The following is a 23,487-nucleotide window of genomic DNA, read 5'->3' as shown; positions in this document are numbered from 1 at the left end:
TCGTATCCATCAAGACAGATGATGGACCTTTTGCAGCCCGTAGACTGGCGTTGCGATGCCTTCCTGCCGTGCCTTGAGCTGCAGCGACAGATACTGCGAATAATGACGCGACTGGTGGAGGTTGCCGCCATGGAACCATAGCGCTTCCTGCTGCGTCGGTTTCCACATGTTGCGCTGTTCGCCCTCCCACGGGCCGGGGTCCTTGGTGGTGTTGGAACCCAGACCCCAGCATTTCCCGACTTTGTCGGCGACTTCCCTGGAGATCAGGTCGGCTGCCCAGCCATTCATCGAGCCGTAGCCGGTGGCATAGACGATCAGATCGGCCGGGAGTTCGGTGCCGTCGGTCAGGATCACCGAGTTTTCCGTCAGTTCCTTCACGTCGACGCCGCTCTTCAGCTTGATCGAGCCGTTGGCGACGAGTTCGGAGGCGCCGACATCGATGTAGTAGCCGGAGCCGCGCCGCAGGTATTTCATGAACAGGCCGGATTCGTCGTCGCCGAAGTCGAGCATGAAACCGGCTTTCTCAAGCCGCTTGTAGAAATCGGCGTCGCGTTCGCGGATCGCGTTGTAAACCGGTATCTGGAACTCATGCATGATCTTGTAGGGCAGGGAGGCGAAGATCAGATCGGCCTTCCTTGTCGTCATGCCGGCTTCGACCGCCTGTTCCGAGTAGAGCGAGCCAAGCCCGATCTCCATCAGCGAGTCCGACTTGACGATATGGGTCGAGGATCGCTGCAGCATGGTGACGTCCGCACCTGCTTCCCAAAGAGCCGCACAGATGTCATGCGCCGAATTGTTGGAACCGACGACGACGACTTTCTTGCCGGCGTATTTTTCGGGGCCGGGGTGTTTCGAGGAGTGCTGCTGGTCGCCCTTGAAGATGTCCATGCCCTTGATCTTCGGCATATTGGCCTTGCCGGACATGCCGGTGGCCAGAACGAGCTGCTTGGGCTTCAGAGCGATCTCCTTGCCGTCGCGCTCGACGACCACCGTCCATTCCTTGGTCTTCTCGTCATAGGAAGCGCTCTTGCACTCGGTCGAGCTCCAGTAATTAAGCTCCATGACCTTGGTGTACATTTCCAGCCAGTCGCCGATCTTGTCCTTGGGCGCGAAGACCGGCCAGTTCTTGGGGAAGTCGATATAGGGTAGATGGTCGTACCAGACCGGGTCGTGCAGGCAGAGAGACTTGTAGCGCTTGCGCCAGCTGTCGCCGGCGCGCTCGTTGCGCTCGATGATGATGGTCGATACGCCGAGCTGACGCAGCCGCGCGCCAAGCGCGATGCCGCCCTGGCCGCCGCCGACGATGACGCAATAGGGCTGGCGCGAGAAGCCGAGTTCGCTGGCTTCCTCCTCGCGTTCCTCCTTCCACGTCTTGCGGTTCTTGCCGGAGCCGTGCTTGGCGCCCATCGGGCGGGCAAAGCCCAGCGGCTCCTCATGGCCTTTCAACTCGCTCATCGTCGTCAGCAAGGTCCAAATACGGCCGTCCTTGAGGCGGATATGGCCGTAGCCACGCGCTACATTCGTCTCGAAAGTGATCCAGCCATCGATGATGCCGTCGGCTTCGCTAACGTCTTCGCCTTCGGCCAGCGCCCACTTCTCGGGCTTGGTACTTGCCAGCTGTTCTTCCAGCATCTGGCGGACCTGATCGGGGGCCTCCATCGTCTTGATGTTCCAGGTGAATGTAACGAGGTCGCGCCAGTAGCAGTCTTCCTGAAACAGGCCGACTGCCGTGTCTATGTCGCCGGCGGCCAGGGCCTTGCCGAAGCGGTCGAGCAGGTCGGTAAGTGTCTTTTGCGGTGCCTTTTCGAGCATGGATGATCCTCCCATCGGTGCTGAAATATCGCTGCGACGTACCTGTCTCCTCCGGGCCGTCTCACAGCGAATGCCGGGAGTATCGGCAAAGATCACGACGGTCGTCACGCCCGACGATAGTTTGCAGGCGATTCAAATGCTTATGGGAAGCGACGGCCTATCGCGGTTTTGCCGAATCTCAGGCCGGCACCTTGATGATCGCCCTCAGGCCGCCCAGCGGGCTGTCGTCCAGCGTGATGTCGCCGCCGTGGCTGCGGGCGATGTCGCGGGCAATAGCAAGGCCGAGGCCCGTGCCGCTGGCGTCCAGATTGCGGGCTTCGTCGAGCCGCACGAACGGCTTGAACACCTCTTCACGCTTTTCCGGGGGAATGCCCGGCCCGTTGTCGTCGACGACGACCGTCAGCGAACCGCGCGTATGCGTGGCGTTGACGCGAACTTCCTTGGCATAGCGGAAAGCGTTGCCGGTGATGTTGGCGAGAAGCCGGCTGAACGCGTTGGGGCGCACATGGATATCGCGGTCGCCGACGAGCGACGTGGCCAGCTTGCGCTCGCGCAGCTTGGCCTCTTCGCCAAGCTGATGGAAATAGGCATCGAGATCGAAGCGGCCGGGGTCTTCGGAGGCCTCGCCGCGGGCGAATTCGAGATAGCCTTCCAGCATCGACTGCATGTCGTCGATGTCCTGGTTGAGTGCTGCGAGGTCCGGCTTCTTGCCGGACAGCGCCAGTTGCAGCCTGAAGCGCGTGAGGATCGTTCTCAGATCGTGACTGACGCCGGTCAGCATCGCCGTGCGCTGCTCGATCTGGCGCTCGATGCGCTCGCGCATTTGGATGAAGGCGAAGCCGGCACGGCGCACTTCCTCGGCACCGCGCGGGCGGAAATCGCGCGGCATCGGGCGGCCTTTGCCGAAGCTCTCGGCGGCTTCCGCGAGCGCCAGGATCGGCCTGATCTGGTTGCGCAGGAAAGGAATGGCGATCACCAGCAGCACCAGCGAGGTGCCGACCATCCAGATCAGGAAGATGTGGGTGTTCGACGCATAGGCCTGGCTGCGGCGCACGAAAACGCGCAGCACCTTGTTTTCGAGTTGGATGCGCACTTCGACGATGTTGGAGTTGCCGACGGTGTCGATCCAGAACGGCCGGTTGATCTGCCGCGTGATCTCCGACGACAGGATCTGGTCGAGGATTGAAAAGAATGGCTTCGGCCCCGGCGGCGGCAGGGGGTCGGGCGGCAGCAGATCGATTTTCAACGAGAGCCTGTCCTGCGCGATGCGGATGACGTTGGCGTAATCGTCATCATGCGGATAGGTCTCGATCATGTCGATGATCGCGGCGATATCGCGGGTTACGGCCTGCGACAGGCGCAGCGTTACCGTCTGCCAGTGGCGTTCCATGAAGTTGAAGGCGACCACCGACTGCAACAGGATCATCGGCGTGATGATGATGATCAGCGAGCGCGGATAAAGCCGCTTCGGCATGTAGAGGGAAACGAGCCGCCAGAAGCGTTTCCAGTTTTTCGGCACGGCGGCAACCGCGCGCCTGGCGCGCGCGACAAGGTTCTCGTTTCCCGGTCCGTTCAGTTCCGAAGTCGCCATCTGCCGTTTCCATCCGCAATGGCCCGCTGCGGGCAAAGCCATTGGAAAGATCAGTCTATTCCACATGCGGACGGGCGAGAAGAGCCTAGAGAAATCAAACGGTTAGGCGCGCAGGTAAACGCGCCCCGCCGTTTGAATTCATTGCGTTATTTCGAAAGACGAAAGCGCAACATCGAACCCGGTCCGATCCGATCAATATAGGGAGTTCGGGCCGATTCCCAATCGGAAACGCGGGCGTGCGATAAAGACGCCCAACCGTTTCGGGCACCTATTCGACGCTCAGCCGGTAGCCGATGCCACGAACCGTCTGCAGCCAGACCGGATTGGACGGATCGCGCTCGATCTTGCGGCGAAGCCGGTTGATCTGGACGTCGATCGTGCGCTCGCCGACATCGGATTCCCCTGCCACGAGCTCATGGCGCGGAATGGTCTCGCCGGCACGCTCGGCAAAGATCGCCAGTATCTCCTGCTCACGGTCGGTGAGTTTCAGCGGTTCGCCGCCCTTCTTCAGTTCGCGCTTGGCGATCTGGAACGTGTAAGGGCCGAATACCAGCTGCTCGACCTTAGGCGTGGCCGCCGGCCCGCCGCGGCGCAGAATATTGTTGATGCGCAGGATGAGTTCGCGCGGATCGAACGGCTTGGGCAGATAATCGTCTGCACCGGCTTCCAGCCCGGTGATGCGGCTGTCGGTCTCAGACAGCGCCGTCAGCATCAGGATCGGTACGGATTTTTCGGCGCGCAGCGATTTCGTCAGGTCGACGCCGTTTTCGCCCGGCATCATGACATCGAGGATCAGCAGATCGAAATCGAGTCCGGCGAGCTTGCGTCGGGCCTCGTCGGCATTGCCGGCGACGGTGATGCGAAAGCCGTTCTCGCTGAGATACTGCTTCAGCAGGTTGCGGATGCGGGTGTCATCATCGACGACGAGGAGATGCGGTGCATCGTCTTCCGGCGCTGTCGGATTGTCGGTTATCTCATTCATCTCCATGGCTCTCCCTCAGCGCATTTCCCGGCAGGTTGTCAATCTGCGCTCTTAATTCGGGGTTGACCATCGCTTTAAGGAATTGTTCGATCCCCGCGCGTTCGGTCGTTCGTGCACTTTTCAATGCCGCACTGATGCGGCGTGACTGTGGCCGGGCCAGGTCCAGGGCCAGCGCGCGGCCCTTTTCGGTTGGATAGAGTTCACGCTGACGCCGATCGCGAGGCCCCTGTATCTGTATGACATGGCCGGTGTCGATCAATTGCTTCAGGACGCGCGCGAGGCTCTGCTTGGTGATTTTCAAGACGTCGAGCAGTTCGGCAACCGTCAATCCGGGCATCCGGTTCACGAAATGCAGGATGCGATGATGCGCGCGGCCGAAGCCGTATTCTGCCAAAATCTGGTCCGGGTCGGAAGTGAAATCTCGATAGGCGAAGAAGAGCAGTTCGATGATGGCCAGATCGATGCCATCCTCGCTGGAGAGTGCGGTTCTGATTGGTTTGGCATCCTTGCCGTTACGATCTGCCATGGGTCTCCTGATGAGGTCGCTCAAATTTATGTCAGCCTTGTTGACATATTTTAGCGGCGCTGGTAATTTTTGCCAAGCTTTTCGGCCAATTGCGAACGAAAAGGCAAGCCTCAGCTGTTTTTTCCGGAACTTCGTGAGTTTGCCTTGTCGGTCATATCGGGCCGGGCTTCAAGCCATCAATCGACATTGTGGCTGGTGTATTTCGACCCCGAAACGTGCGCGGGCGAGGACCCGCTGGAGGATATCATGGCATCCGTTCCCTTCGATCAGCTGGATGGTTTCATCTGGATGAATGGTGAGTTCGTAAAGTGGGCCGATGCCAAGATTCACGTACTCACGCACGGTTTGCACTATGCAAGTGCTGTATTCGAGGGGGAACGCGCCTATGGCGGCGAAATTTTCAAGCTGACGGAGCACACGGAGCGGCTGCATGAATCGGCTCGTATTCTCGGCTTCAAAATTCCCTATTCGGTCGCCGAGATCGACGATGCCTGCCGTGTGCTCCTGAAGAAGCAAGGTCTTCTGGACGCCTATGTGCGGCCGATCGCCTGGCGCGGCAGCGAGATGATGGGCGTTGCGGCGCAGAGCAACCGCATCAACTGTGCCATCGCCATCTGGCAGTGGCCGAGCTATTTCGACCCGGCGCAGAAGCTGAAGGGCATCCGCCTGGACCTCGCCGAATATCGCCGGCCCGATCCGCTCACGGCGCCGTCGAAGTCGAAGGCTGCCGGCCTCTACATGATCTGCACCCTGTCCAAGCATGCGGCGGAAGCCAAGGGCTATGCCGATGCGATGATGCTCGACTGGCGCGGCCAGGTGGCGGAAGCGACCGGCGCAAACATCTTCTTCGTGAGGGATGGCAAGCTCCACACGCCGAAGGCCGATTGCTTCCTCGACGGCATCACCCGTCGCACGGTGATGGGGTTGGCCAAAGATCGCGGGATCGAAGTAATCGAACGTGCGATCCTGCCGGAAGAGCTTGAGGGTTTCGAGCAATGCTTCCTGACCGGCACGGCGGCCGAAGTTACGCCGGTGTCCGAAGTCGGCCCATATAGCTTCCAGGTCGGTGAAATCGCCAAGACGCTGATGGAGGATTACTACGCTGCCGTTCAGCCCAGGCAGGCGATTGCTGCCGAATAAGGCTGCGTCTATCGCAACCAAAGAAGAGTTTTCTTACGGGCGGCGTTTGAGCGGCCCGTGTCATTTCAGCGGCTTAGCATTTGACTTTCGTCTAAATCGGCGTCTCATGTTGGTCATCGACTCGCGCGAGTCGGTTTTACTGTTGGAGGGATAGTAATATGGAAGCGCTTCTTCCGATCATCATACAGCTGGTAACCGGTGCCGTAGGCGGCCTCGGAATTGGTGCGGCACTCAAGCAGGCAGCGATGAGTGCAGCGGTAAAAGTGATCTCGGGTGCCGTTGGCGGTGTGGCCGGCGGGCAGATTCTGACGAATGTTCTGAGTGATCCCAATGTTGCGGGCGCGCTGTCGGGTTCGCTCGGCAACGCAGTTGGTGGTGTGGTCGGCGGCGGTGTGCTGACGGCGATCGTCGGTGCCGTCATGGGCGCCATGAACAAGCGCTGAGCGCTACGAATTTCAGATCACGGGCGGTCTTCGGGCCGCCCGTTTTGTTTTGGCGATGCGGTGGACGCTGGGAACGATCCTGCATAAATATCGCTTGAAAAAGCGAAAGGAAAATCATGGGTCAGCTCAATGCGGGCATCATTCCGGTCACCGCCTTCCAGCAGAACTGCACGATCCTGTTCGATACCGAGACCAAGTCGGGCGTCGTGGTCGATCCCGGCGGCGATATCGACCGGATATTGGCGGCGCTGAAGGACAACGGCATTACCATCACGGCGATCTGGCTGACCCATGGCCATATCGATCATGCGGGTGGCGCGATGGAGCTCAAGGAAAAGCTAGGCGTCGACATCATAGGACCGCATGAGGCCGACCAGTTCCTGCTCGACAATATCGAGACCCAGGCCGAGCGCTTTGGTCTGGCGAAGGACGAAGCGCGCAATTGCGTGCCGGATCGCTATCTCACCGAGGGCGAGACCGTTTCCTTCGGCGATCATGTTTTTGAAGTGCTGCATTGCCCGGGCCACGCGCCAGGCCACGTCGTTTATTACAATCGCGATGCGAAGTTCGCCCATGTCGGCGACGTGCTGTTTAGCGGCTCTGTCGGTCGCACAGACCTGCCGGGTGGCGATCACGAGGCGCTGATTTCCTCGATCAAGGACAAGCTTCTGCCGCTGGGTGACGATATCGGCTTCATCTGCGGCCACGGCCCGGGCGGGAAGTTCGGCGAGGAACGGCGCAGCAACCCGTTTCTCACTTGAATATCAACACTCCCTAGCTAGTCGCTAAACCGGCTCCTGCACGGCGGCGATGCGGCGATAGACGAAGGTGGTCGCATCGTTGCTGCCATCGGCGCGGGCGGTGGCCAGCGCATCCTCGATCAGCATGCTCATACGCGCATGGATCGGCGATTTCGCGCAGGCCGGGTCGGTGGCGGCCGGGTCGCCGGCGATTGCCATCGCCTGGCAGCGGCAGCCGCCCCAGTCGATCTCGCGGCGGTCGCAGCTTCGGCAGGGTTCCTGCATCCAGCCGGTGCCACGGAAGGCATTGAATGCCGGCGAGTCGGTCCAGATTTCGGCGAGCGAGCGGTCGCCGAAGCGTTCGAAGGTCAGCGATCGGATCGTATGCGCGGCGTGGCAAGGCAGCACCGTGCCGTCGGGCGCGACCATGAAGGCGTCCCGCGCCCAGCCGCCCATGCAGGGCTTGGGGTAGGTTGCGAAGTAATCCGGCGTGACGAAATCGATGTTCATGATGCCGCGCAGGCGTTCGCGCGCCGCCTCGACGATCTCGACCTGCCGTTCTACCGAGGCCCGGTCAGGCATCAGCGCATCGCGATTGACCAGAGCCCAGCCCGAATATTGCACATTGGCGATTTCCAGCCGTTCGGCGCCGAGCGACAGCGCAAGCTCGATGAAATCCGGCACTTCCTCGATGTTGTGCCGGTGGATCGGCGCGTTGACGGTGAGCGGCAGGCCGGCCGCTTTTACGCGTCGCGCCGTTTCCAGCTTCTTCTCGTGGCTGCCGCGATTGTTGCCGATGCGCTCGGTGGTCGCGGCGCGCGCGCCCTGGAAACTCAATTGCACATGGTCGAGGCCGGCCTCGGCAAGCGCGCGGATGCGGCCTTCGGCAATGCCGACGCCGGCGGTGATGAGATTGGTGTAGACGCCGCGCGAGGAGAGCCCGGCCACCAGTTGTTCCAGATCGCGGCGCAGGGTCGGCTCGCCGCCGGAAAGGTGGACCTGCAGAACGCCGAGATCGGCAGCCTGGCGGAACAGGTATAGCCAGGTCTGCGTGTCGAGTTCACGGTTGGCCTTCATCAGTTCCGTCGGATTGGAACAATAGGGGCATTGCAGCGGGCAGCGGTGGGTAAGTTCCGCCAGCATGCCGATCGGGGGCAGGAGAAGTTCGCTCATAGCTTCACCAGCAGGTTGTCGGACCATTCCTGGAGGAAGGCGGTGACGTCGCCGGCGACGTCTTCTTCCGGGGCGTCATATTCTGCGGCCAGATCCGAGATGAGGGTGCCTATGGTGGTGCTGCCGTTGCAGCGGCGCAGAATGTCGAGGCTGATGTCGTTGGGCCAGAACACTTTCTCCGGCGATAGAACCGACCAGGCCTGCCGCACCGGATCGAACTGGATGCGGACATGGCGCGGCAGGGAAGGCGTTGCCTGGCTAGAGACTATCCTTCGTTCGCGGGTCAGTGTCATCCGCGCTCCTCCGGCCGGAAGGCCCCTGGCGGGATATGGCCCGCCTCGCCATAGGCATGCTTCAGCGCATCGAGCATTGCCCACAGTATATCGCATTTGAAGACCAGCGCATCGATTACCGATTGCTGGCGCTCGGGGTTGTCGGCGTGGGCCAGCACATAGGCGAGCGCGAAATCGGAATCGCGCGAGGCCTGTTCCGGGCGCGGCTTGAAATAGGCGAGGATGTCTTCGGTGACGTAGTCATATTTTGCCAGCATCGCCGGCACGCGCTCGGCAATGATGACCGGCGAAAACAATTCCGTCAGCGAGGAGCCGACGGCTTCCAGCAGCGTGCGGTTGGTACAGAAGGAGAGATAGGCGCCGACCGCGAAGCGCGTCGCCGGAAGCGCCAGCCGCTCGCCGATTACGTCCTGCGCCGGCAGGCCGAGGCCGGTTGCTAGCTTGAGCCAGCGGGCGATGCCGCCGTTCCAGCCGTCTGCGCCGTCGTGATCCTCGATGCGCTTGCGCCATTCGGCGCGGAAGGCGGGGTCTTCGGCGCGTGCGAGGATCATCGCGTCCTTGCGCGGAATAACCGACTGATAGCAGTAGCGGTTAAGCGCCCAGGCCTGCATCTGGCCCTTGGTCAGTGCGCCCTGCGTCATCTGATGGTGAAACGGGTGAAGGTTGTGGTAGCGCTCGGCGCCGACCTGCCGCAGCACGGCTTCGAATTGCAGTTGGTTCAGCCCGTTCTTGGCGGCGTCGTGGAAATCGCTCACAATTCTATCTCCATGCCGTCATGGGCGACTTCCCAGCCAGCGGACCGGACGGCCGCATGCTCGTGCGAATTCTCATCGAGGACCGGATTGGTGTTGTTGATATGGACGAAGATGCGCCGGGAAATAGGCACATCAGCCAGCCGGGCGATCGAACCGCTTTCGCCTGACATAGCAAGGTGCCCCATGCGCGTGCCCGTCTTGGTGCCGACGCCTGCGGTCACCATCTCGTCGTCGGTATAGACCGTGCCGTCGAAGAGCAGGCAGGAGGCACCGGAAAGCCGCTGGCGGAGATCCGGGTCGATCCGCGCGCAGCCGGGAATGTAGAAAGCCGAGCTTTCCGGCCTGGAACCGGCGAGGCGAACAGCGATGGTATCGCCGCTCTCCGAGCCGAAATTGTCATTGGGGCGGCTGGCATCCTCGAGATAGAGCGCGATCTTGCCCGGCACGGCGAAAGTCTCGATGCGCATACCGGTCTCGTTTCCTTCGGCGTCGTGAATGCTGGTCTCCTGATTTTCCATGAGCCTGTGGCGCGGGACAATGGACGGATCGAGCACATTGAAGATCGAGTTCGCCCGCAGAGCCGACAGCACCTGCTCGGTGGCATAGATCGCGAATGGCTGGCGTTCACGCAGGCTGAGCAGCCCCGCGACATGGTCGACATCTGCATTCGTCAGCACCACGGCGCGGATAGGGGTGGAGCGCAACGCCTCGCCGGGCTGAGGCTGCAGTTCCGGCGTTTCCGCAATCTGCTGTCGGATATCGGGGGACGCATTGAAAAGCACCCAGCCCCGCCCGTCGGCGGATGCGGCGAGACTGGATTGCGTCCTTGGTCTCACGCCTGCGTTGCCCGCACGTGCCGCACGGCTGAGCCGGTAGTTGCAGTTCCATTGCGGGAATCCGCCGCCCGCCGCCGATCCGATGATCTTCACGCGCATGGCGAAGTCCGTCTTGCAAATTTCCAGTCAACCACCATTCTTCCCTGCCAAGCGCAATGCTTGCAAGGTCAAATTTCAAACCAATACGGCCCAAGCGGTCATGAACGGCGCGTGCCCCTGCAAGCAGTGGGCACGCGCCTTTGTGGCCTACTTCTTGGGAGTGATTTCAGCAGGCAGATACCGCGAAATTTCCATTCCCGCCGATACCTGGCACATTGTAGGCTTCGTCCAGCTCTTCTTCATGTCTTCCTCCTTTGTACCGGCCCCAAAGGCCGATTCCTTCGATCGTCAACCATTGCCTTGGCACCTATGTGCAATGGTCCGTCCATAAATGGACTAATGAAACAGCAGGTGCTTAAATAGCTAAACAAACTTATGTGAACATTCGTTCCGAAACTATCCGCCAGCCAGCGGCTTCTTGTCCTCCAGTGGAAATCCCGCTTTTTCCCAGCCATCAGCACCGGCCGGATACCAGATAACCGAGCTGTGGCCCCATTCGATCGCGCGCCGGGCAGCGTTCCAGGACATCCAGCAATCGGTCATGCAATAAAACAGGATCGCGCGAGCCTTGTCGTTGCCGGTATGCGCCGAAAGGCCGTCGCGGAAATAGGCTTCCTGCTCCTTCGTCAAGGCGCCGTAGCCGACATTGGCAAGCCACACGCTGCCGGGAATGTCGTTGCGGGGCTTGTCGCGCCAGATCGTTCCGGCCGGCAAATTTGCAGGCTTGGGCGTGTTGGGCATGACGTCGAAGAAGACTGTCTTCTTCTCGCGCCACAAGGCTTCGGCTTCGGCCGTCGTCACCACCTGAGCGCCGTGCAGGGTCTCAGGCGTAGGGGCACGATATTCGTCCATGCGGTAGCCGTCCGGCTCGGTGACATCGCCGGCGAGGGCCGCCGGCAGATGCATCGAACTCAAAAGGCCCGCAACGAGCAGCAAGATCGTTCCCTTTCTTTTCGTCACTTTCGGCATTTCCGCCTTAAAAGCCGGCGCCACATGCGACCGGCAGATTTCAGCCTCTATTCCGTAATCGGTTGGTCGCGCTCATCGAGCAGCGGCACATTGTATTCGAGCAGGAGCTTGTTGATCTCGCCCTGGTTGTCCTTGATGAAGTTGTTCAGCGTGCGTTTCCATTCCTGATCCGAAGGGCGCACGCCCATGGTGATGCGATAGACCATGCGCGAGCCGGTCTTTTCCTTGACCAGCGGCACGACGGCGAGATCGGCATTCGCCTGCTTGGCATAATAGCCGGCCATCGGTCCCCACAGCACTGCCACATCGATGACGCCTGCAAGCATGTCCTTGATCATGACCTCGGCCATGGAGGGGGCAAGCCGCGTATCGACCATCAGCGGATAGTTCTTGGCTTTTTTCATCAGCTTGGCGGCGGCCATGTTCGCCGATGGCGGCGTGCCGCCGACGATGCCGAGCCGCTTGTCGGCAAGCTTCGGGTCTTCGATCGTCTCGACGCCGTCGAGCTCGCCGCCCTTCTTGTAAACCATCACATAGGTCGAGCGGTAATAGGCGTTGGTGTTCTGCACCAGCTCGTCACCCTGCGCATAGCCCATGATGATGTCGCAGCGATTGGCCCTGAGCGTGTTGCGCACGAAGCCGGTGGCCATCGGAAACCATGTGTAGGAAACCGACTTGCGCCCGAGCTTGGAAGCGACCAGTTCGGCAAGCTTGTTTTCAAAACCCTGGCCGCTCTCGTCGGTGAAAGGCATGTTGGAAGGGTCGGCGCAAACGCGCAGCACATCCGGGTCGACCAGTTCGCCCGCAGCACCCAGGCCCGCACCCTGGGCGAATGCGGAGCCGGGCAGGGCGATCGTCAGCGCCAGGGCAGCTATGGCCCACCGAAAACGGGAAAATTTGTGCCCGAATGCCATTATCCACCCATGCATGAAGCTTCGTGATCTTTTGCCGCCTGCGGCTTGTCGGCTTTCTTGGCCGGACGTCCGCGCGGCAGATCACCGACGGCGCGGGCGCGCAGGTAGACGTAGAGGTCGTCCATGTAGCAATAGACGTTCTTGTTGTCGCCGAAGGCCGGCATCACGTTTTCCTTGCCGCCGCCGACATTCTTGCGGCCCTCTGCAACGATGGAAAGGAAGGTTCCGTAGTCCATCGTCTTGAGCGAATCGGCCAGTGCAGGCGCGTAGCTCGAACCGACGCCATCCGGGCCGTGGCAGACGTGGCAGTCGGAATTGAAACGGCGATAACCACTGAATGTGTACCAGTCGACAGTGCCGTCGTCCTGAATCTTGTATGTCGGAGTTCCGTCCGCATCGGCATATTTCCCATCATCGTCGGAGACTGCCGCCGCCTTTTCCTTGCTATCTTGTGCCTGTGCCGGACCAGTGCCGGCGACCGCAAGAAGGGAGAGGGCGAGTGCGGAGAATACGATGCGAACAGACATTCAAAACCTCATGTTTCAACTCGTCGCGGCACAAACCGTTTCGGCAGTCTGGACGCAACGGCAGGTGCTTATGCTGGGGAAGTTGAGAGCCCGGGACGGATTGTCGGTTCGTTCCGGGCTCTCTCTACTTAATGCCTTGCATGCACAAAGCGGCTCAGTCGTTCAGCGCCGGACGATCAGTCCGGAAGGCCGAAGACGGTCAGCTGACCACCAAGCGTGGTGTATTCAGCCAATCCGGCGTAGCCACCGACCGCGCCGAGACCGGCCGTGCCGACCACCGCAGCCTCATCGCCCTGGGCGCGGCCCTGGTCGACGGCACCGTGCCAAGCAGCGGCATTTTCAGGCGCCATCAGTCCGCCAGCCAGACCGATACCGGCCCAGCCGCCAACGCCCGACAGAACGGCAATGTACTGTTTGCCCTTGTGTTCGAAGGTGTTGATGTTGCCGATGATGCCGGAAGGGGTCTTGAACTTGTAGAGCTCCTTGCCGTCCTTATCGACTGCCTTGATGTAGCCTTCGAGCGTGCCGTAGAAGACGACGTCGCCTTCCGTTGCAAGCGCGCCTGACCAGACCGAGAACAGCTCGGGCTTCGACCAGACGATCTCGCCCTTGGCTGCATCCCAGGCAATGAAGTTGCCCATGCCGCCATGGCTGTCAGGTGCCGGATACATAGACACCGTGGCGCCGACATAAGGCTGACCGGCGGTGTAGCTTACCCGGTAGGGCTCATAGTCCATGCAGACGTGGTTGGTCGGCACATAGAACAGACCGGTCTTCGGCGAATAGGCTGCCGGCTGCTGGTCCTTCGTGCCAAGTGCCGCCGGGCAGATGCCCGTCGAGTTGGTGTCTTCGCCATTCTGCTGGGTCGAGTATTTGGCGACGACCTGCGGGCGGCCATACTGGTCGCTCTTGGGGTCCATAATGACTTCCGTCGCCCAGTTCACCTTCGGGTCGTATTTCTTGGCGACCAGAAGTTCGCCGGATCCACGATCCATCGTGTAGGCGAAGCCGTTACGGTCGAAATGCACGAGCACGTCGTGTTTTGCGCCGTTCACGTCCATGCCGTCGACGAGGATCATCTCGTTGACGCCGTCATAGTCCCACTCGTCATGCGGGGTCATCTGATAGAGCCACTTGGCAACACCAGTATCCGCATCGCGGGCCATGATGGTCATCGACCAGCGATTGTCGCCGGGGCGCTGCACAGGGTTCCAGGTCGAAGGGTTGCCGGTGCCGTAGTAGACGAGGTTCAGCTTCGGATCATAGGCATACCAGCCCCAGGTCGCGCCGCCGCCCGTCTTCCACTGCTCGCCTTCCCAGGTGTTGGTGCCGGAATCCGGGCCAACTGGCTTGCCGAGCTGCGTGGTCTTTTCAGGATCGATCAGCGTGTCCTTGTCCGGGCCCATCGAGTAGGCCTTCCAGGCAACCGAGCCGTCCTTCAGGTTGTAGGCGGCAGTCCAGCCGCGAACGCCGAATTCACCGCCGGAGATACCGATGATGACCTTGTCCTTGACGACCATTGGTGCGGCCGTGCCGGATTCGCCCTTGCTGCCGTCGGCAGCTTCGCCGTTCTTGACCGACCATGCGACCTTGCCGGTCTTGGCGTCCAGCGCCGTAACCGTCGTGTCCGCCTGGTTGATGATGATCTTGCCGTCACCGTAGGCTACGCCGCGATTGACCGTGTCGCAGCACATGATCGGGATGACGTTCGGATCCTGCTTGGGTTCATACTTCCAGAGAATCTTGCCATCGTTGTTCAGGTCGAGTGCGTAAACGATGTTCGGGAAAGGCGTGTGCACATACATCACGTCGCCTATCACAAGCGGCCCGCCTTCATGGCCGCGCAGCACGCCGGTGGAGAACGTCCACTTGACCTGCAGGTTCTTCACATTCTCGGCAGTGATCTCTTTAAGCTTGGAGAAGCGGGTATTGGCGTAGTCGCCCGTAGGCATCGCCCAGTTCTTGGCGTCGTCCGCCAGTTTTATCAAGTCGTCGTTGGCCAGTGCTCCATAAGCCGTGGTGCAGGTCAGAAACGCCGCGGCTAATGAAACGTACTTAGCTTTCTTGAGTACACGCATTCGAAATCCTCCCGGGGTTCACAATCAGGAATCGACCGTCTCGCCCACGAGGGCTTGCCCAAGCGATTCATGTGGGGGAAGTATTTCCGGCAGCGTGTCACGACCTAAGCCAGATAAGCAGAGGGCACCGTTACCGCCCACCTCACTTGGCCTACGAAAGACTGTCGCCGCTCCCTAATGACGGTGACGCCCTTGAAGCCGGAAACAAGGAAAGGCTATGTCATAAAAATTTCCAAGGCAAGCGGAAACACCCGGTTTTATATTGCAGTGCAATATATAATATGCCGCGTTGCAATATAAATTATTCTGAACTTTTGCGAAGTGAATATTAGATAACCATTGTCTCTATGATTGCGTTGGTAGGCTTAAATTCTATCATTTAATGATCTTGTAAACAGAATTAATCCTGTATTTCTTCTTGTATATTTTGAGTTTTCACGCGTGCAAGCATGAAGTGTATCGAGCGGGCCAAACTAGTGCTGGTGGGTGAAACAATGGCTTGGTTTTGATTTTTTATGGTTGCGATACATGCCGCCGAAACAGGGCCTTTGGACGGATTTAACGTCCGACAGGCCACCGGTGGCCACATCCTCCTTTGGTCCTATATGGCAAGTTGACCGATCGGATCACATATTGCCAACTGGCAAAACACGGGAGGATTTGACCATGTTTTCGAGATTGCCGATCTTTCTGGCTACGGCCATCACCTTTGCAGGAGTCGTTCCGTCTTATGCGGAGAGCGACTACCCGACCTCGGCCCTGGCCGATTACGTCTATGGCTGCATGAAATCCAACGGCGAGACCCGCGATATGCTCGATCGCTGCTCATGCTCGATCGATGTGATCGCCTCGGTCATTCCCTATGACCATTACGTCACGGCCGAGACTTTCAAGCGCATGGGCCTGACAACGGGCGAGGCGTCCGGGCTGTTCAAGGAAAGCGCGGTGGCAAAGGCGTCCCTCACCGAACTGAAGAGGGCGCAGGCGGAAGCCGATATCCGCTGCTTCTGATAGGCCGCCTGCTAGCTCTACTCTGCCGGTCATCTGACGCGGCAGAGTGAGTTCTCAACGGCTTATAGTCCGGTCGCCTCCAGCGGCCACTGGTTGCGGAACACGTTGCCGTCGGTGTCGGTTGCCTCGACGCGGATTTCGTCACTTCCGGCCGGCTTGTAGTCGAAGCGGAAGTTCGGATCCTCGGAAATAGAAATCCCGCCCTCCATGCTCAGAATCTGGCGATTTCCTTGAGAAATCAGCAGCTTCTGGACGAAATGCGGCGGGATGAAATACTGGGTCACCGGGTCCTTCTGCAGTCCGGAATTGTTCGGATGACGAATCATCAGCTGCAGTTCCGGGACCTTGGCGCCGCTCGAGGCATCCTCTGCGAACTGACGCAGTTTCATCTGGCCCATGGTCTTCTTCGCCTCGTCCGCGTTCTTGACCGCAGGCGCCGAGCAGCCGCCGGATGCCTTGACGTAGGTCTGGACCATATGGAGTTCGCCGTCCTGCGTCTCGGCAATCGCGCGGATGTAGGAATAGTCGTTGACCCGCATACGCGTTGCCAGATGGGTGATGCCGGAATCCTTGCCGAACTGGAACGTCGCCGCGACCGGGGCGGGATTGACGTCGACGATGACGGTTATGGCTTTCACCCCGTCCGGCGCCTTTGCCGGGTCGATATAGATATCGATCGGGACAAGGGCTGCATCCTGCGCACGCTTGGGTGCTTCAAGCCTGATGACGCCGGTGTCGAGCTTGATGGCGCGATCACCGAAAACGTCGGGCTTCAACCCGTCCCATATCTTGCTGGCAGGCGGGCTAGCGGTTTCTGCATACGCTGCCCCCGGCAAGCTGCCGGCCATGCCAGCAAGGCAAGCCGTTACCGCCGCTATTCGCGCGTGACGTAGAATGTGCATTTCAATGCCTCCACCAGATCGAGAGGTGGTGCCCAGGCTAATTGGAATCATATTCCCCGATCGACCGCTTGGCAAATCGATCTGTTTCACGTTGCAGTGTCATTCCCATTCCAGCTCGGCATAGGCGGTCGTCGCGTTGCGCTCATGGTAGTCGTCGAATAGCGACCAGTTGTCCTTCTCGCTCAGACCGGCGGTCTTGACCGCTTCGCTGAGCGGCGTGCCTTTGGCAATCGCATCCCTCAGGTCCATGGCCAGTGCCTGGAAATAGCGAAGCTCGGGAACAAGCGCGTCCGGCCAGTCCGATGGAACCGGGCCATGGCCCGGAATTGCGCGCGCTGCTTTGACATCCGACAGCGTGCCCATCTGGTCTATCCAGCCGAGAAAGGAGCCGTCGAGCGTCGGCAGGTGCCCCCTGAAGACGAGATCGCCGGTGAAGAATGTCCTGGTGGCGGTGTCGAAAACGGTGAGATCGTTGTCGGTATGGGCGGGCTTCCAGGCGCGCAGCTCGATGCTGCGTCCGCCGAGGTCGAGCGTCATCGGATCGGTGACGACGACTGTCGGCGGCACGATCTCGATGCCTTTCATGATGTCTTCGCCGATCTGGTTTCGATAGCTCTGCAGGTAGAACGCGCCTCGTGCTTCCAGCGCGCGTGGCAGGTTGTGATGACCGACGATCGTCGCGCCGATGTCGCGGAAAGCGGCGTTGCCGAAGATATGGTCGGGGTGCATATGCGTGCTGATCAGGTATTTGATCGGCCTGTCGGTGACCTTGCGGATCGCGGCGATGAAGGCTTCAGCCTCGATGAGGCTGCCGCCGCTGTCGATGACAGCAACGGCTTCCTTGCCGACGATGACGCCGAGATTGCAGATCGCGCCCTGGTTGGCCTCCGTCATCAGCTCGTTCAGACCGGAGAAGGCGTAGATACCGTCGCCGATGTCCTTGAGCACGAAATCGCGGCCGGCGGCGATCGCCGGCAGGCAACAGGGCGGCAGGAAGGCGCCGGCGCTGACACAGGCAAATCCCTTGACCACTTGCCGCCTGAAAAGATCGGTTCTCATGGCTCAGCCTTTCCTGTTCGTCCCTGCGGGTATCACAACACATCCGCGAACTTTTCGCGAAAGGAACGTCCGAGATCGCTCATGACCTGCGGGTTGCGATATTGTCGGGGCAAGCGGACATCGAAGACGCCGCGCACATGGCCGGGACGCGGCGACAGGACGATGATGCGGTCCGACAGCATCAGCGCCTCGCGCACATTGTGCGTCACCATCAGCGCCGTCGTCGGCCGGGCGGACCAGACGGAAAGGAGGAGATACCGCAGCCGCTCCGCCGTCTGCTCGTCGAGCGAAACGAAGGGTTCATCGAGGAAAAGCACAGCGGGTTCGGTGGCAAATGCGCGCGCCAGCGCCACGCGGCGCGCAAGCCCGAGCGAAAGCTCGGATGGATAGAGCGAGCGCATCGTCGACAGGCCGAGGGTCTGGAACAGGGAGTCGAGGTCTGTCTGCCTCAAGCTCTTCGGTAGCGCCAAACGGATGTTTTCTTCAACGGTGCGCCAGGGCAGGAGGGTCGGCTCTTGGAAGACTGCGGCGACGCGGTTATGTTCGCCTCCAGGCAATCGGAACGAGCCGGTGAAATCTTTCTCGAGCCCCAACAGGATGCGCAGCGTCGTCGTCTTGCCACAGCCCGACGGCCCGAGCAGGCAGGCGAACTCGCCGTGCCGGACTTCGAAGGACAGGTCTTTCAGCGCCGTGACCGATACGCCTTGCGCCGAGCGGAAGGTCTTTTCGGCAATGTCCACCCTAAGCGGGGCGACGGCGCCAACGGGTTGCATGTCGTTCAAAGGGCTGCACCAGAAGAAGTTCGATGAGAAGCATGATGGCGACGAAAGTCAGCGTGTAGGCAAGGATCGCGGCGACGTCGAAAAGCTGGAAATAGAGATAGATCTGGAAGCCGACGCCGTTCGAGCGGCCGAGCAGTTCGACCACCAGCACGATCTTCCAGATCAGGGCGATGCCGGAGCGGGATGCGGCAGCGAAATAGGGTTGCAGCTGCGGCAGGAGGATGTGGCGGACACGGTCGAGCGCGCTGAAGCGATAGACCTGTGCCATCTCGCGATAGCGCGGATCAAGCGCGCGGGCGCCTTCGCGCATGGTGACGACGACATTGGGTATCTTGTTGACCGCAACGGCGCCGATGGCCGCGACCTCATTGAGGCCGAACCAGATATAGGCGAGCACGATGATGACCAGCGCCGGCACGTTCAGGAACAGGATGACCCAGGCGTTGAAGAACTGGTCGGCGCGGCGATAGGTGCCGAGCGCGATGCCGATGACCGAGCCGATCGTCATGGCAAGAACGAAGGAGGCGGCGACGCGGGCAAGCGTTACGCCGAGGTGATAAGGTAACTCGCCGCTTACGGTATCTTTGACCAGTACCTGCCAGACCTGACCGGGGTTCGGGAAGGCCCGGCTCGGCCACATCGTCGCGGCGAGGCTCCAGAGCAGGAAGAGGCCGACCAGCGAGATCAGGACCGTCAGTGCGGGCGTCAGGGCTTGTGCTAGGGCGCTTCGGTCATGTGATGGCTGGCCCGACTGGCTCTGCTGGTTCTCGGAATTCACTTCGCGCAGCGTCATCTGGTCAGTCCTGACCAGTAAGTGCCGGGCGCCATTTCGCGCGCTTCCCCGACTAGCTTCTCGCCGCCGACCGCGGCCAGCACGGCATACAGTTTTGCCGCGTCGGCCTCTTCTTCGGCTATCGGTCGCGTCGGAATGCCTTCGCGATAGCGGTCGCGAAGTTTTTCGAGTTCCTTGCCTTCCGCGCGCATCAGCGGCGCGAGGCGAAGCCATTCCTCGTCGGATTGGGAAAGCAATTGCTTGGCAGCGGTGGATGCTTTTACAAAGCCCATGGCGGCCGCCTGGTTCTCCTGCGCCCACTTTTCATGAAAGATGTAGCCCAATGCCGAGACCGGGCCGGTTGCGCCCAGCGCCTTTGCTGCTTCATTCGCGCCGACCAACCGGCGAAAGCCATTGGCTTCGAGGCGTGCGCAGAAATGCCAGAAGTTCAGCACTGCATCGAGTTCGCCGTCCATCGCCTTTTCGGCAAGCAGAGGCGGCGCGCCGAATACGACATCGTTTTCGGTAGGCAGATCGACCTCGAAGTCGCGCTTCGCCATGGCCTGGATGAGAAGCCAGCTCTTGTCGATCGGCCCGCCGGCGACGCCGATCTTCTTTTCCTTGAGGTCGGAGACGATTTTAATCGGCGAATCCTGCTTCACCATGATCGCGCCGACCGCGGTCGAATAGGGGACCAGCGTGAGGTCTTCGCCGGACGAGCGCTGGCGCGACACCCACAGCCAGTCAGACACGATCATGTCGACTTCGCCTGCGAGCAGGGCGACGTTGGTGGCGTCCTCGCCGGCGAAATTGACGACGTCCAGTTCGATGCCGTTGGCGGTGTCGAGTTGATGCTGCTTTATCGTGTCCAGTTCCCAGCTGACGGTGCCGAATTTCAGCACGCCGATGCGAACCTTGCCGGCGGCGTAACCGGAGCCGCAGCGCGACGCAAAGACGCCCGTCAGCCCGAGAGCTGCCAGCCGTAAGATGGTGCGTCGTGAAATCAGCAAATCGTCTCCTCCCAAAGACAGGCCGATGGATCAGGTGTCTATAGTCAGATCGCGCGTCCCTTGTCGGGGAAGGCGCATTTCCAGCGAACGATCTTGAACGTCGGGTGTTCGCCTGACCATTTTGCCATTTCGGCCGGGGCCAGGACCATGCATTGCATGAGAGAGCCATGGCTCTCGAAATAGAGATGTTCGTCGCGGCAATGGCTTGGGTTGGCGGCCAGGCAAACCGTCAGGACGAGATCGACCATATCCATTTCAGCACCTTTCGCCACTGTTGGCGCTCGCCCATGATCGACCCGGCGGATATCTCATCCGGTTCCGATCGCCCGTTGCCCGTGTTTCCCCAAGGTGCCATTGGGAAACCTTGGGAAAGGCTACGCGTTCACCGTAATTGCGTCAATAACGATGGCCGAAGGGAACTTGTTTCACCGGGCGCCAAATTCGCAGGGCAGCACCTTGGTATGATTGACTTCCGGCATTCACCGACTAGCTTCCCTTGTCGCGAGTGCCGCAATTCCAACAAGGGATGGCCGGATACTCCGCGTACCCGCATCAAAAGGGCGAGCCGGCGGGAGGAAAATAGCGGCATTCGCCCGTCGTTCAGGGCACCCTGACGATCAATGGGGAAATACCATGCGCTCAATTGTATTTTTCGCAGCTCTAGCCACGGCCAGCGCGCTGGTCAGCCACGCCCAAGCGCAGGACGCAGCCGCCGGTGAGAAGGTCTTTGCCAAATGCAAGGCCTGCCACGTCGCCGATGAGGACAAGAACAAGATCGGGCCTTCGCTGCACGGCCTGATCGGCCGGACGGCGGGAACCCATGAAGGGTTCAAATATTCGCCGGCTATGGTCGCTGCGGGCACGGGTGGGCTCGTCTGGGACGAGGCCCATCTCAAGGACTATCTGCATGATCCGAAGGCGAAAGTTCCAGGCACGAAGATGGCGTTCCCCGGCCTGAAGTCGGATGACGATATCGCCAATGTCATTGCATATCTGAAGCAATTCACGCCGTAACCATAAGGTTGACGAGCGCCGGCTCCCGAGGCATCCCTCGGGGGCGGTAGTTCTTGTATGTGCGCGGGTCAGGCGGCGCTTCGAAGCCCGTGCAGGGCGGTCGGCAAGTCTAGCAGGCTGTCGCAGACCATGTCAGCGCCGAGTTCTTCCACCGGAACCTGCGTATAGCCGCCGCGAACGAGCACGACCGCCATGCCGGCAGCGCGGGCTGCCCCGACGTCTGCAGAACTGTCACCGACCATCAGTGCGTCGGCAGGTTCGACACGAAGCCGCTCAAGGGCCAGGAAAAGCGAGTCGGGCGCCGGCTTCTGGTGGCTGACGGCATCGCCGCCGACGATCGCGCCAAGCTGGTCCGTAAACCCGAAATGCAGCAGGACCTCACGGGTCGCCAGTTGCGGCTTGTTGGTGGCGACGCCGAGGGCTACGCCGGCAACATGGAAATGCGCGACGACTTCCTTTGCGCCCGGCATCAAGGTGGTGAGCTTGGTTAGATGCCGCCGATAGATCGGAGCCATGTCGCGGTTCGCCTGCTCGAGTGCGCCGCCGTAAAGCGGCATTCCCGACGCTGAAAAGGCGCGCTCGACCAGCTTTTTGACGCCGTGCCCGATCATCGATTTGGCTTGCGCCAGCGAAAGCGGCGGCAGGTGACGTGTCGCCAGAAGCTCGTTGACGGCAGCACCTATATCGGGTGCTGAATCGACCAGCGTCCCATCGAGATCGAAGATGATGGCCTTCGGAAAGGCAAGGGAAGTTCCCGTCTCGCCGCTCATGCGGTCTCCTTCCATTTTATCGAGCAACCTATCGAGGTGATCTGTTCAACCGGGCCGTCGCCGGTGCGGGCGACCTGCTTCATGGCCTCATAGAGATCGCGCCTGAGGCCGGGCGGCCCGGCTTCCTTGCGCGAGGCGTCGAGCCGGCCGCGATATTGCAGCGTCAGGTCGTTGTTGAAACCGAAGAAGTCTGGCGTGCAGGCCGCCCCATAGGCGCGGGCGACGCTTTGATCTTCGTCATGGAGATAAGGAAAGGTGAAGCGGTGCTCGGCGGCGAAGAGCTTCATCTTGTCAAAGGAATCGTCCGGATAGGCATCCGCATCGTTGGAATTGACGGCGACGAAGCCGATGCCTTCCTTTTTCAGGTCGGCGGCGTCGCGCACGATGCGCTGGATGACGGCTTTCACATAGGGGCAATGGTTGCAGATGAAGGCAATGACAAGCCCGTTCGGGCCGGCCTGATCGAACAGCGAATGGGACTTGCCGTCGGTGCCGCGCAGCGGGGCATCGACAGCCGGCCATCCGAAATCGCAAACGGGCGGCGTTGATGCCATGGTGCCCTCCTGATCAATCTTACGCCGCTTTGCGCGCGGCGCCATCCGCCGCCTCGCGAATGGCTGCGATGTTGGCGCGGTAGGCGGCTTCGGTGCCGCCCTTGAAGACAGCCGAGCCGGCGACGAGGATGTTGGCTCCCGCTGCGGTGACCAATGGTGCGGTTTCCGGGGTCACGCCGCCATCGATCTCGATGTCGATCGGGCGGTTGCCGATGAGTGCCTTGACGCGCTTCACTTTCTCGACCATCGCCGGAATAAAGGCCTGGCCGCCGAAGCCGGGATTGACCGTCATCAGAAGCACGAGGTCGAGCCGGTCGAGCACATATTCGATGACGCTTTCAGGCGTCGACGGGTTCAGCGAAACGCCGGCCTTCTTGCCGAGGTTTCTGATTGCCTGCAGCGAGCGGTCGAGATGCGGGCCTGCCTCGGCATGGACCGTGATGATATCGCAGCCGGCGTCCGCAAAGGCGGCCAGATACTGGTCGGTTGGCGCGATCATCAGGTGACAGTCGAACACCTTGTCGGTACGGTCGCGGATGGCCTTGATGATCGGCGGGCCGAAGGTGATGTTGGGCACAAAATGGCCATCCATGACGTCGAGATGGATCCAGTCGGCGCCGGCACGAACCACGGCCTCAACTTCGTCGCCGAGGCGCGAAAAGTCGGAGGACAGTACCGAAGGGGCGATAATCGTATTGGCGGTCATGTCTCGTTCTCACCTCATTTGCACGGCTT

At 60.6% G+C, this 23,487-nt stretch carries 27 protein-coding genes; 6 read left to right on the top strand and 21 right to left on the bottom strand.

Going from position 1 to position 23,487, the window contains the following annotated elements:
* Positions 1 to 9: 9 nt before the first annotated feature.
* The 4 genes from G6N74_RS09670 to G6N74_RS09655 all read right to left on the bottom strand — a co-directional run bounded on the left by G6N74_RS09670 (position 10) and on the right by G6N74_RS09655 (position 4,911).
* The gene (locus tag G6N74_RS09670; RefSeq protein ID WP_165116666.1) at positions 10 to 1,812 is read right to left on the bottom strand and encodes an NAD(P)/FAD-dependent oxidoreductase; all 1,803 of its coding nucleotides are present in this window, start codon (positions 1,810 to 1,812) and stop codon (positions 10 to 12) included.
* Positions 1,813 to 1,990: 178 nt separating this feature from the next.
* Entirely contained in the window at positions 1,991 to 3,403 is a 1,413-nt protein-coding gene (locus G6N74_RS09665; protein WP_205826585.1) for an ATP-binding protein, read from the bottom strand.
* Between the two features lie 268 nt (positions 3,404 to 3,671).
* On the bottom strand, positions 3,672 to 4,385 hold the full coding sequence (locus tag G6N74_RS09660) for a response regulator (protein ID WP_205826584.1): 714 nt from the start codon (positions 4,383 to 4,385) through the stop codon (positions 3,672 to 3,674).
* Positions 4,378 to 4,911, bottom strand: coding sequence for a MarR family winged helix-turn-helix transcriptional regulator (locus G6N74_RS09655; RefSeq protein WP_165116662.1), 534 nt, complete (start codon positions 4,909 to 4,911; stop codon positions 4,378 to 4,380). Before G6N74_RS09655 ends, G6N74_RS09660 begins: the two co-directional genes overlap by 8 nt.
* Before the next feature lie 246 nt (positions 4,912 to 5,157).
* Between G6N74_RS09655 and G6N74_RS09650 the strand changes: the two genes are divergently transcribed.
* The 3 genes from G6N74_RS09650 to G6N74_RS09640 all read left to right on the top strand — a co-directional run bounded on the left by G6N74_RS09650 (position 5,158) and on the right by G6N74_RS09640 (position 7,255).
* Positions 5,158 to 6,051, top strand: a complete 894-nt coding sequence (locus G6N74_RS09650) for a branched-chain amino acid aminotransferase (RefSeq protein WP_165116660.1) — start codon at positions 5,158 to 5,160, stop codon at positions 6,049 to 6,051.
* A 158-nt stretch (positions 6,052 to 6,209) separates the two neighbouring features.
* Positions 6,210 to 6,494 (top strand): hypothetical protein, encoded by a 285-nt coding sequence (locus G6N74_RS09645; RefSeq protein ID WP_165116659.1) that lies wholly within the window; start codon positions 6,210 to 6,212, stop codon positions 6,492 to 6,494.
* A gap of 116 nt (positions 6,495 to 6,610) precedes the next feature.
* On the top strand, positions 6,611 to 7,255 hold the full coding sequence (locus G6N74_RS09640) for an MBL fold metallo-hydrolase (protein ID WP_165116658.1): 645 nt from the start codon (positions 6,611 to 6,613) through the stop codon (positions 7,253 to 7,255).
* A gap of 24 nt (positions 7,256 to 7,279) precedes the next feature.
* Here G6N74_RS09640 and pqqE read toward each other — a convergent pair whose 3' ends face one another.
* From pqqE to pqqB, 4 genes are read right to left on the bottom strand one after another with little or no spacing between them, the layout of a single operon-like run.
* Positions 7,280 to 8,407, bottom strand: coding sequence for a pyrroloquinoline quinone biosynthesis protein PqqE (gene pqqE, locus G6N74_RS09635; protein WP_165116657.1), 1,128 nt, complete (start codon positions 8,405 to 8,407; stop codon positions 7,280 to 7,282).
* Complete coding sequence (gene pqqD / locus G6N74_RS09630; protein WP_165116656.1) at positions 8,404 to 8,700, bottom strand: pyrroloquinoline quinone biosynthesis peptide chaperone PqqD; 297 nt, start codon at positions 8,698 to 8,700, stop codon at positions 8,404 to 8,406. The genes pqqE and pqqD overlap by 4 nt, the downstream gene beginning before the upstream one ends.
* Complete coding sequence (gene pqqC / locus G6N74_RS09625; protein ID WP_165116655.1) at positions 8,697 to 9,455, bottom strand: pyrroloquinoline-quinone synthase PqqC; 759 nt, start codon at positions 9,453 to 9,455, stop codon at positions 8,697 to 8,699. The genes pqqD and pqqC overlap by 4 nt, the downstream gene beginning before the upstream one ends.
* Positions 9,452 to 10,390, bottom strand: a complete 939-nt coding sequence (gene pqqB / locus G6N74_RS09620; RefSeq protein WP_165116653.1) for a pyrroloquinoline quinone biosynthesis protein PqqB — start codon at positions 10,388 to 10,390, stop codon at positions 9,452 to 9,454. The genes pqqC and pqqB overlap by 4 nt, the downstream gene beginning before the upstream one ends.
* On the opposite strand from pqqB, the gene G6N74_RS09615 reads away from it, so the two are divergent.
* Positions 10,389 to 10,721, top strand: coding sequence for a hypothetical protein (locus G6N74_RS09615; protein ID WP_165116651.1), 333 nt, complete (start codon positions 10,389 to 10,391; stop codon positions 10,719 to 10,721). The two genes, pqqB and G6N74_RS09615, sit on opposite strands and share 2 nt — an antisense overlap.
* Positions 10,722 to 10,786: 65 nt before the next feature.
* Here the strand turns inward: G6N74_RS09615 and G6N74_RS09610 are convergent, their stop codons facing one another.
* From G6N74_RS09610 to G6N74_RS09595, 4 genes are all read right to left on the bottom strand, one after another.
* Positions 10,787 to 11,359 (bottom strand): PQQ-dependent catabolism-associated CXXCW motif protein, encoded by a 573-nt coding sequence (locus G6N74_RS09610; protein ID WP_165116649.1) that lies wholly within the window; start codon positions 11,357 to 11,359, stop codon positions 10,787 to 10,789.
* Between the two features lie 47 nt (positions 11,360 to 11,406).
* Positions 11,407 to 12,273 (bottom strand): substrate-binding domain-containing protein, encoded by an 867-nt coding sequence (locus G6N74_RS09605; protein WP_165116647.1) that lies wholly within the window; start codon positions 12,271 to 12,273, stop codon positions 11,407 to 11,409.
* Positions 12,273 to 12,800: a c-type cytochrome, methanol metabolism-related gene (locus tag G6N74_RS09600; protein ID WP_165116644.1), complete on the bottom strand. Its 528-nt coding sequence runs from the start codon at positions 12,798 to 12,800 to the stop codon at positions 12,273 to 12,275. The genes G6N74_RS09605 and G6N74_RS09600 overlap by 1 nt, the downstream gene beginning before the upstream one ends.
* Before the next feature lie 176 nt (positions 12,801 to 12,976).
* A complete protein-coding gene (locus G6N74_RS09595) occupies positions 12,977 to 14,752 on the bottom strand; it encodes a methanol/ethanol family PQQ-dependent dehydrogenase (RefSeq protein ID WP_246245705.1) in 1,776 nt (591 codons plus the stop codon).
* Positions 14,753 to 15,544: 792 nt separating this feature from the next.
* Here G6N74_RS09595 and G6N74_RS09590 point away from each other — a divergent pair.
* Positions 15,545 to 15,889 (top strand): hypothetical protein, encoded by a 345-nt coding sequence (locus G6N74_RS09590; protein ID WP_165116640.1) that lies wholly within the window; start codon positions 15,545 to 15,547, stop codon positions 15,887 to 15,889.
* Between the two features lie 62 nt (positions 15,890 to 15,951).
* Here the strand turns inward: G6N74_RS09590 and G6N74_RS09585 are convergent, their stop codons facing one another.
* From G6N74_RS09585 to G6N74_RS09560, 6 genes are all read right to left on the bottom strand, one after another.
* On the bottom strand, positions 15,952 to 16,791 hold the full coding sequence (locus G6N74_RS09585; RefSeq protein ID WP_246245690.1) for a quinoprotein dehydrogenase-associated SoxYZ-like carrier: 840 nt from the start codon (positions 16,789 to 16,791) through the stop codon (positions 15,952 to 15,954).
* Positions 16,792 to 16,890: 99 nt separating this feature from the next.
* A complete protein-coding gene (locus G6N74_RS09580; RefSeq protein WP_165116636.1) occupies positions 16,891 to 17,850 on the bottom strand; it encodes a quinoprotein relay system zinc metallohydrolase 2 in 960 nt (319 codons plus the stop codon).
* 32 nt (positions 17,851 to 17,882) lie between these two features.
* A complete protein-coding gene (locus G6N74_RS09575) occupies positions 17,883 to 18,623 on the bottom strand; it encodes an ABC transporter ATP-binding protein (RefSeq protein ID WP_165116845.1) in 741 nt (246 codons plus the stop codon).
* Positions 18,592 to 19,425 (bottom strand): ABC transporter permease, encoded by an 834-nt coding sequence (locus G6N74_RS09570; protein ID WP_165116634.1) that lies wholly within the window; start codon positions 19,423 to 19,425, stop codon positions 18,592 to 18,594. The genes G6N74_RS09575 and G6N74_RS09570 overlap by 32 nt, the downstream gene beginning before the upstream one ends.
* The gene (locus tag G6N74_RS09565; protein ID WP_165116632.1) at positions 19,422 to 20,414 is read right to left on the bottom strand and encodes an ABC transporter substrate-binding protein; all 993 of its coding nucleotides are present in this window, start codon (positions 20,412 to 20,414) and stop codon (positions 19,422 to 19,424) included. Before G6N74_RS09565 ends, G6N74_RS09570 begins: the two co-directional genes overlap by 4 nt.
* 44 nt (positions 20,415 to 20,458) lie before the next feature.
* Entirely contained in the window at positions 20,459 to 20,662 is a 204-nt protein-coding gene (locus G6N74_RS09560; protein ID WP_246245689.1) for a hypothetical protein, read from the bottom strand.
* Between the two features lie 385 nt (positions 20,663 to 21,047).
* Here G6N74_RS09560 and G6N74_RS09555 point away from each other — a divergent pair, with 385 nt between their 5' ends.
* On the top strand, positions 21,048 to 21,428 hold the full coding sequence (locus G6N74_RS09555; RefSeq protein WP_165116628.1) for a c-type cytochrome: 381 nt from the start codon (positions 21,048 to 21,050) through the stop codon (positions 21,426 to 21,428).
* A 68-nt stretch (positions 21,429 to 21,496) separates the two neighbouring features.
* Here G6N74_RS09555 and gph read toward each other — a convergent pair whose 3' ends face one another.
* The 3 genes from gph to rpe are packed head-to-tail and all read right to left on the bottom strand — an operon-like array spanning position 21,497 to position 23,458.
* Positions 21,497 to 22,198 carry a phosphoglycolate phosphatase gene (gph, locus tag G6N74_RS09550; protein ID WP_165116626.1) on the bottom strand — a complete coding sequence of 234 codons (702 nt, stop codon included), beginning with the start codon at positions 22,196 to 22,198 and terminating at the stop codon, positions 21,497 to 21,499.
* A complete protein-coding gene (locus G6N74_RS09545; RefSeq protein WP_165116624.1) occupies positions 22,195 to 22,752 on the bottom strand; it encodes a thioredoxin family protein in 558 nt (185 codons plus the stop codon). Before G6N74_RS09545 ends, gph begins: the two co-directional genes overlap by 4 nt.
* 19 nt (positions 22,753 to 22,771) lie before the next feature.
* Entirely contained in the window at positions 22,772 to 23,458 is a 687-nt protein-coding gene (gene rpe / locus G6N74_RS09540) for a ribulose-phosphate 3-epimerase (RefSeq protein WP_165116622.1), read from the bottom strand.
* Positions 23,459 to 23,487 lie beyond the last annotated feature (29 nt).

The organism is Mesorhizobium zhangyense (assembly GCF_011045115.1).
In the GTDB taxonomy this organism is placed as follows: domain Bacteria; phylum Pseudomonadota; class Alphaproteobacteria; order Rhizobiales; family Rhizobiaceae; genus Mesorhizobium_M; species Mesorhizobium_M zhangyense.
The sequence above is the reverse complement of the archived record's forward strand: the minus strand, read 5'-3'. Positions and strand labels throughout refer to the sequence as shown.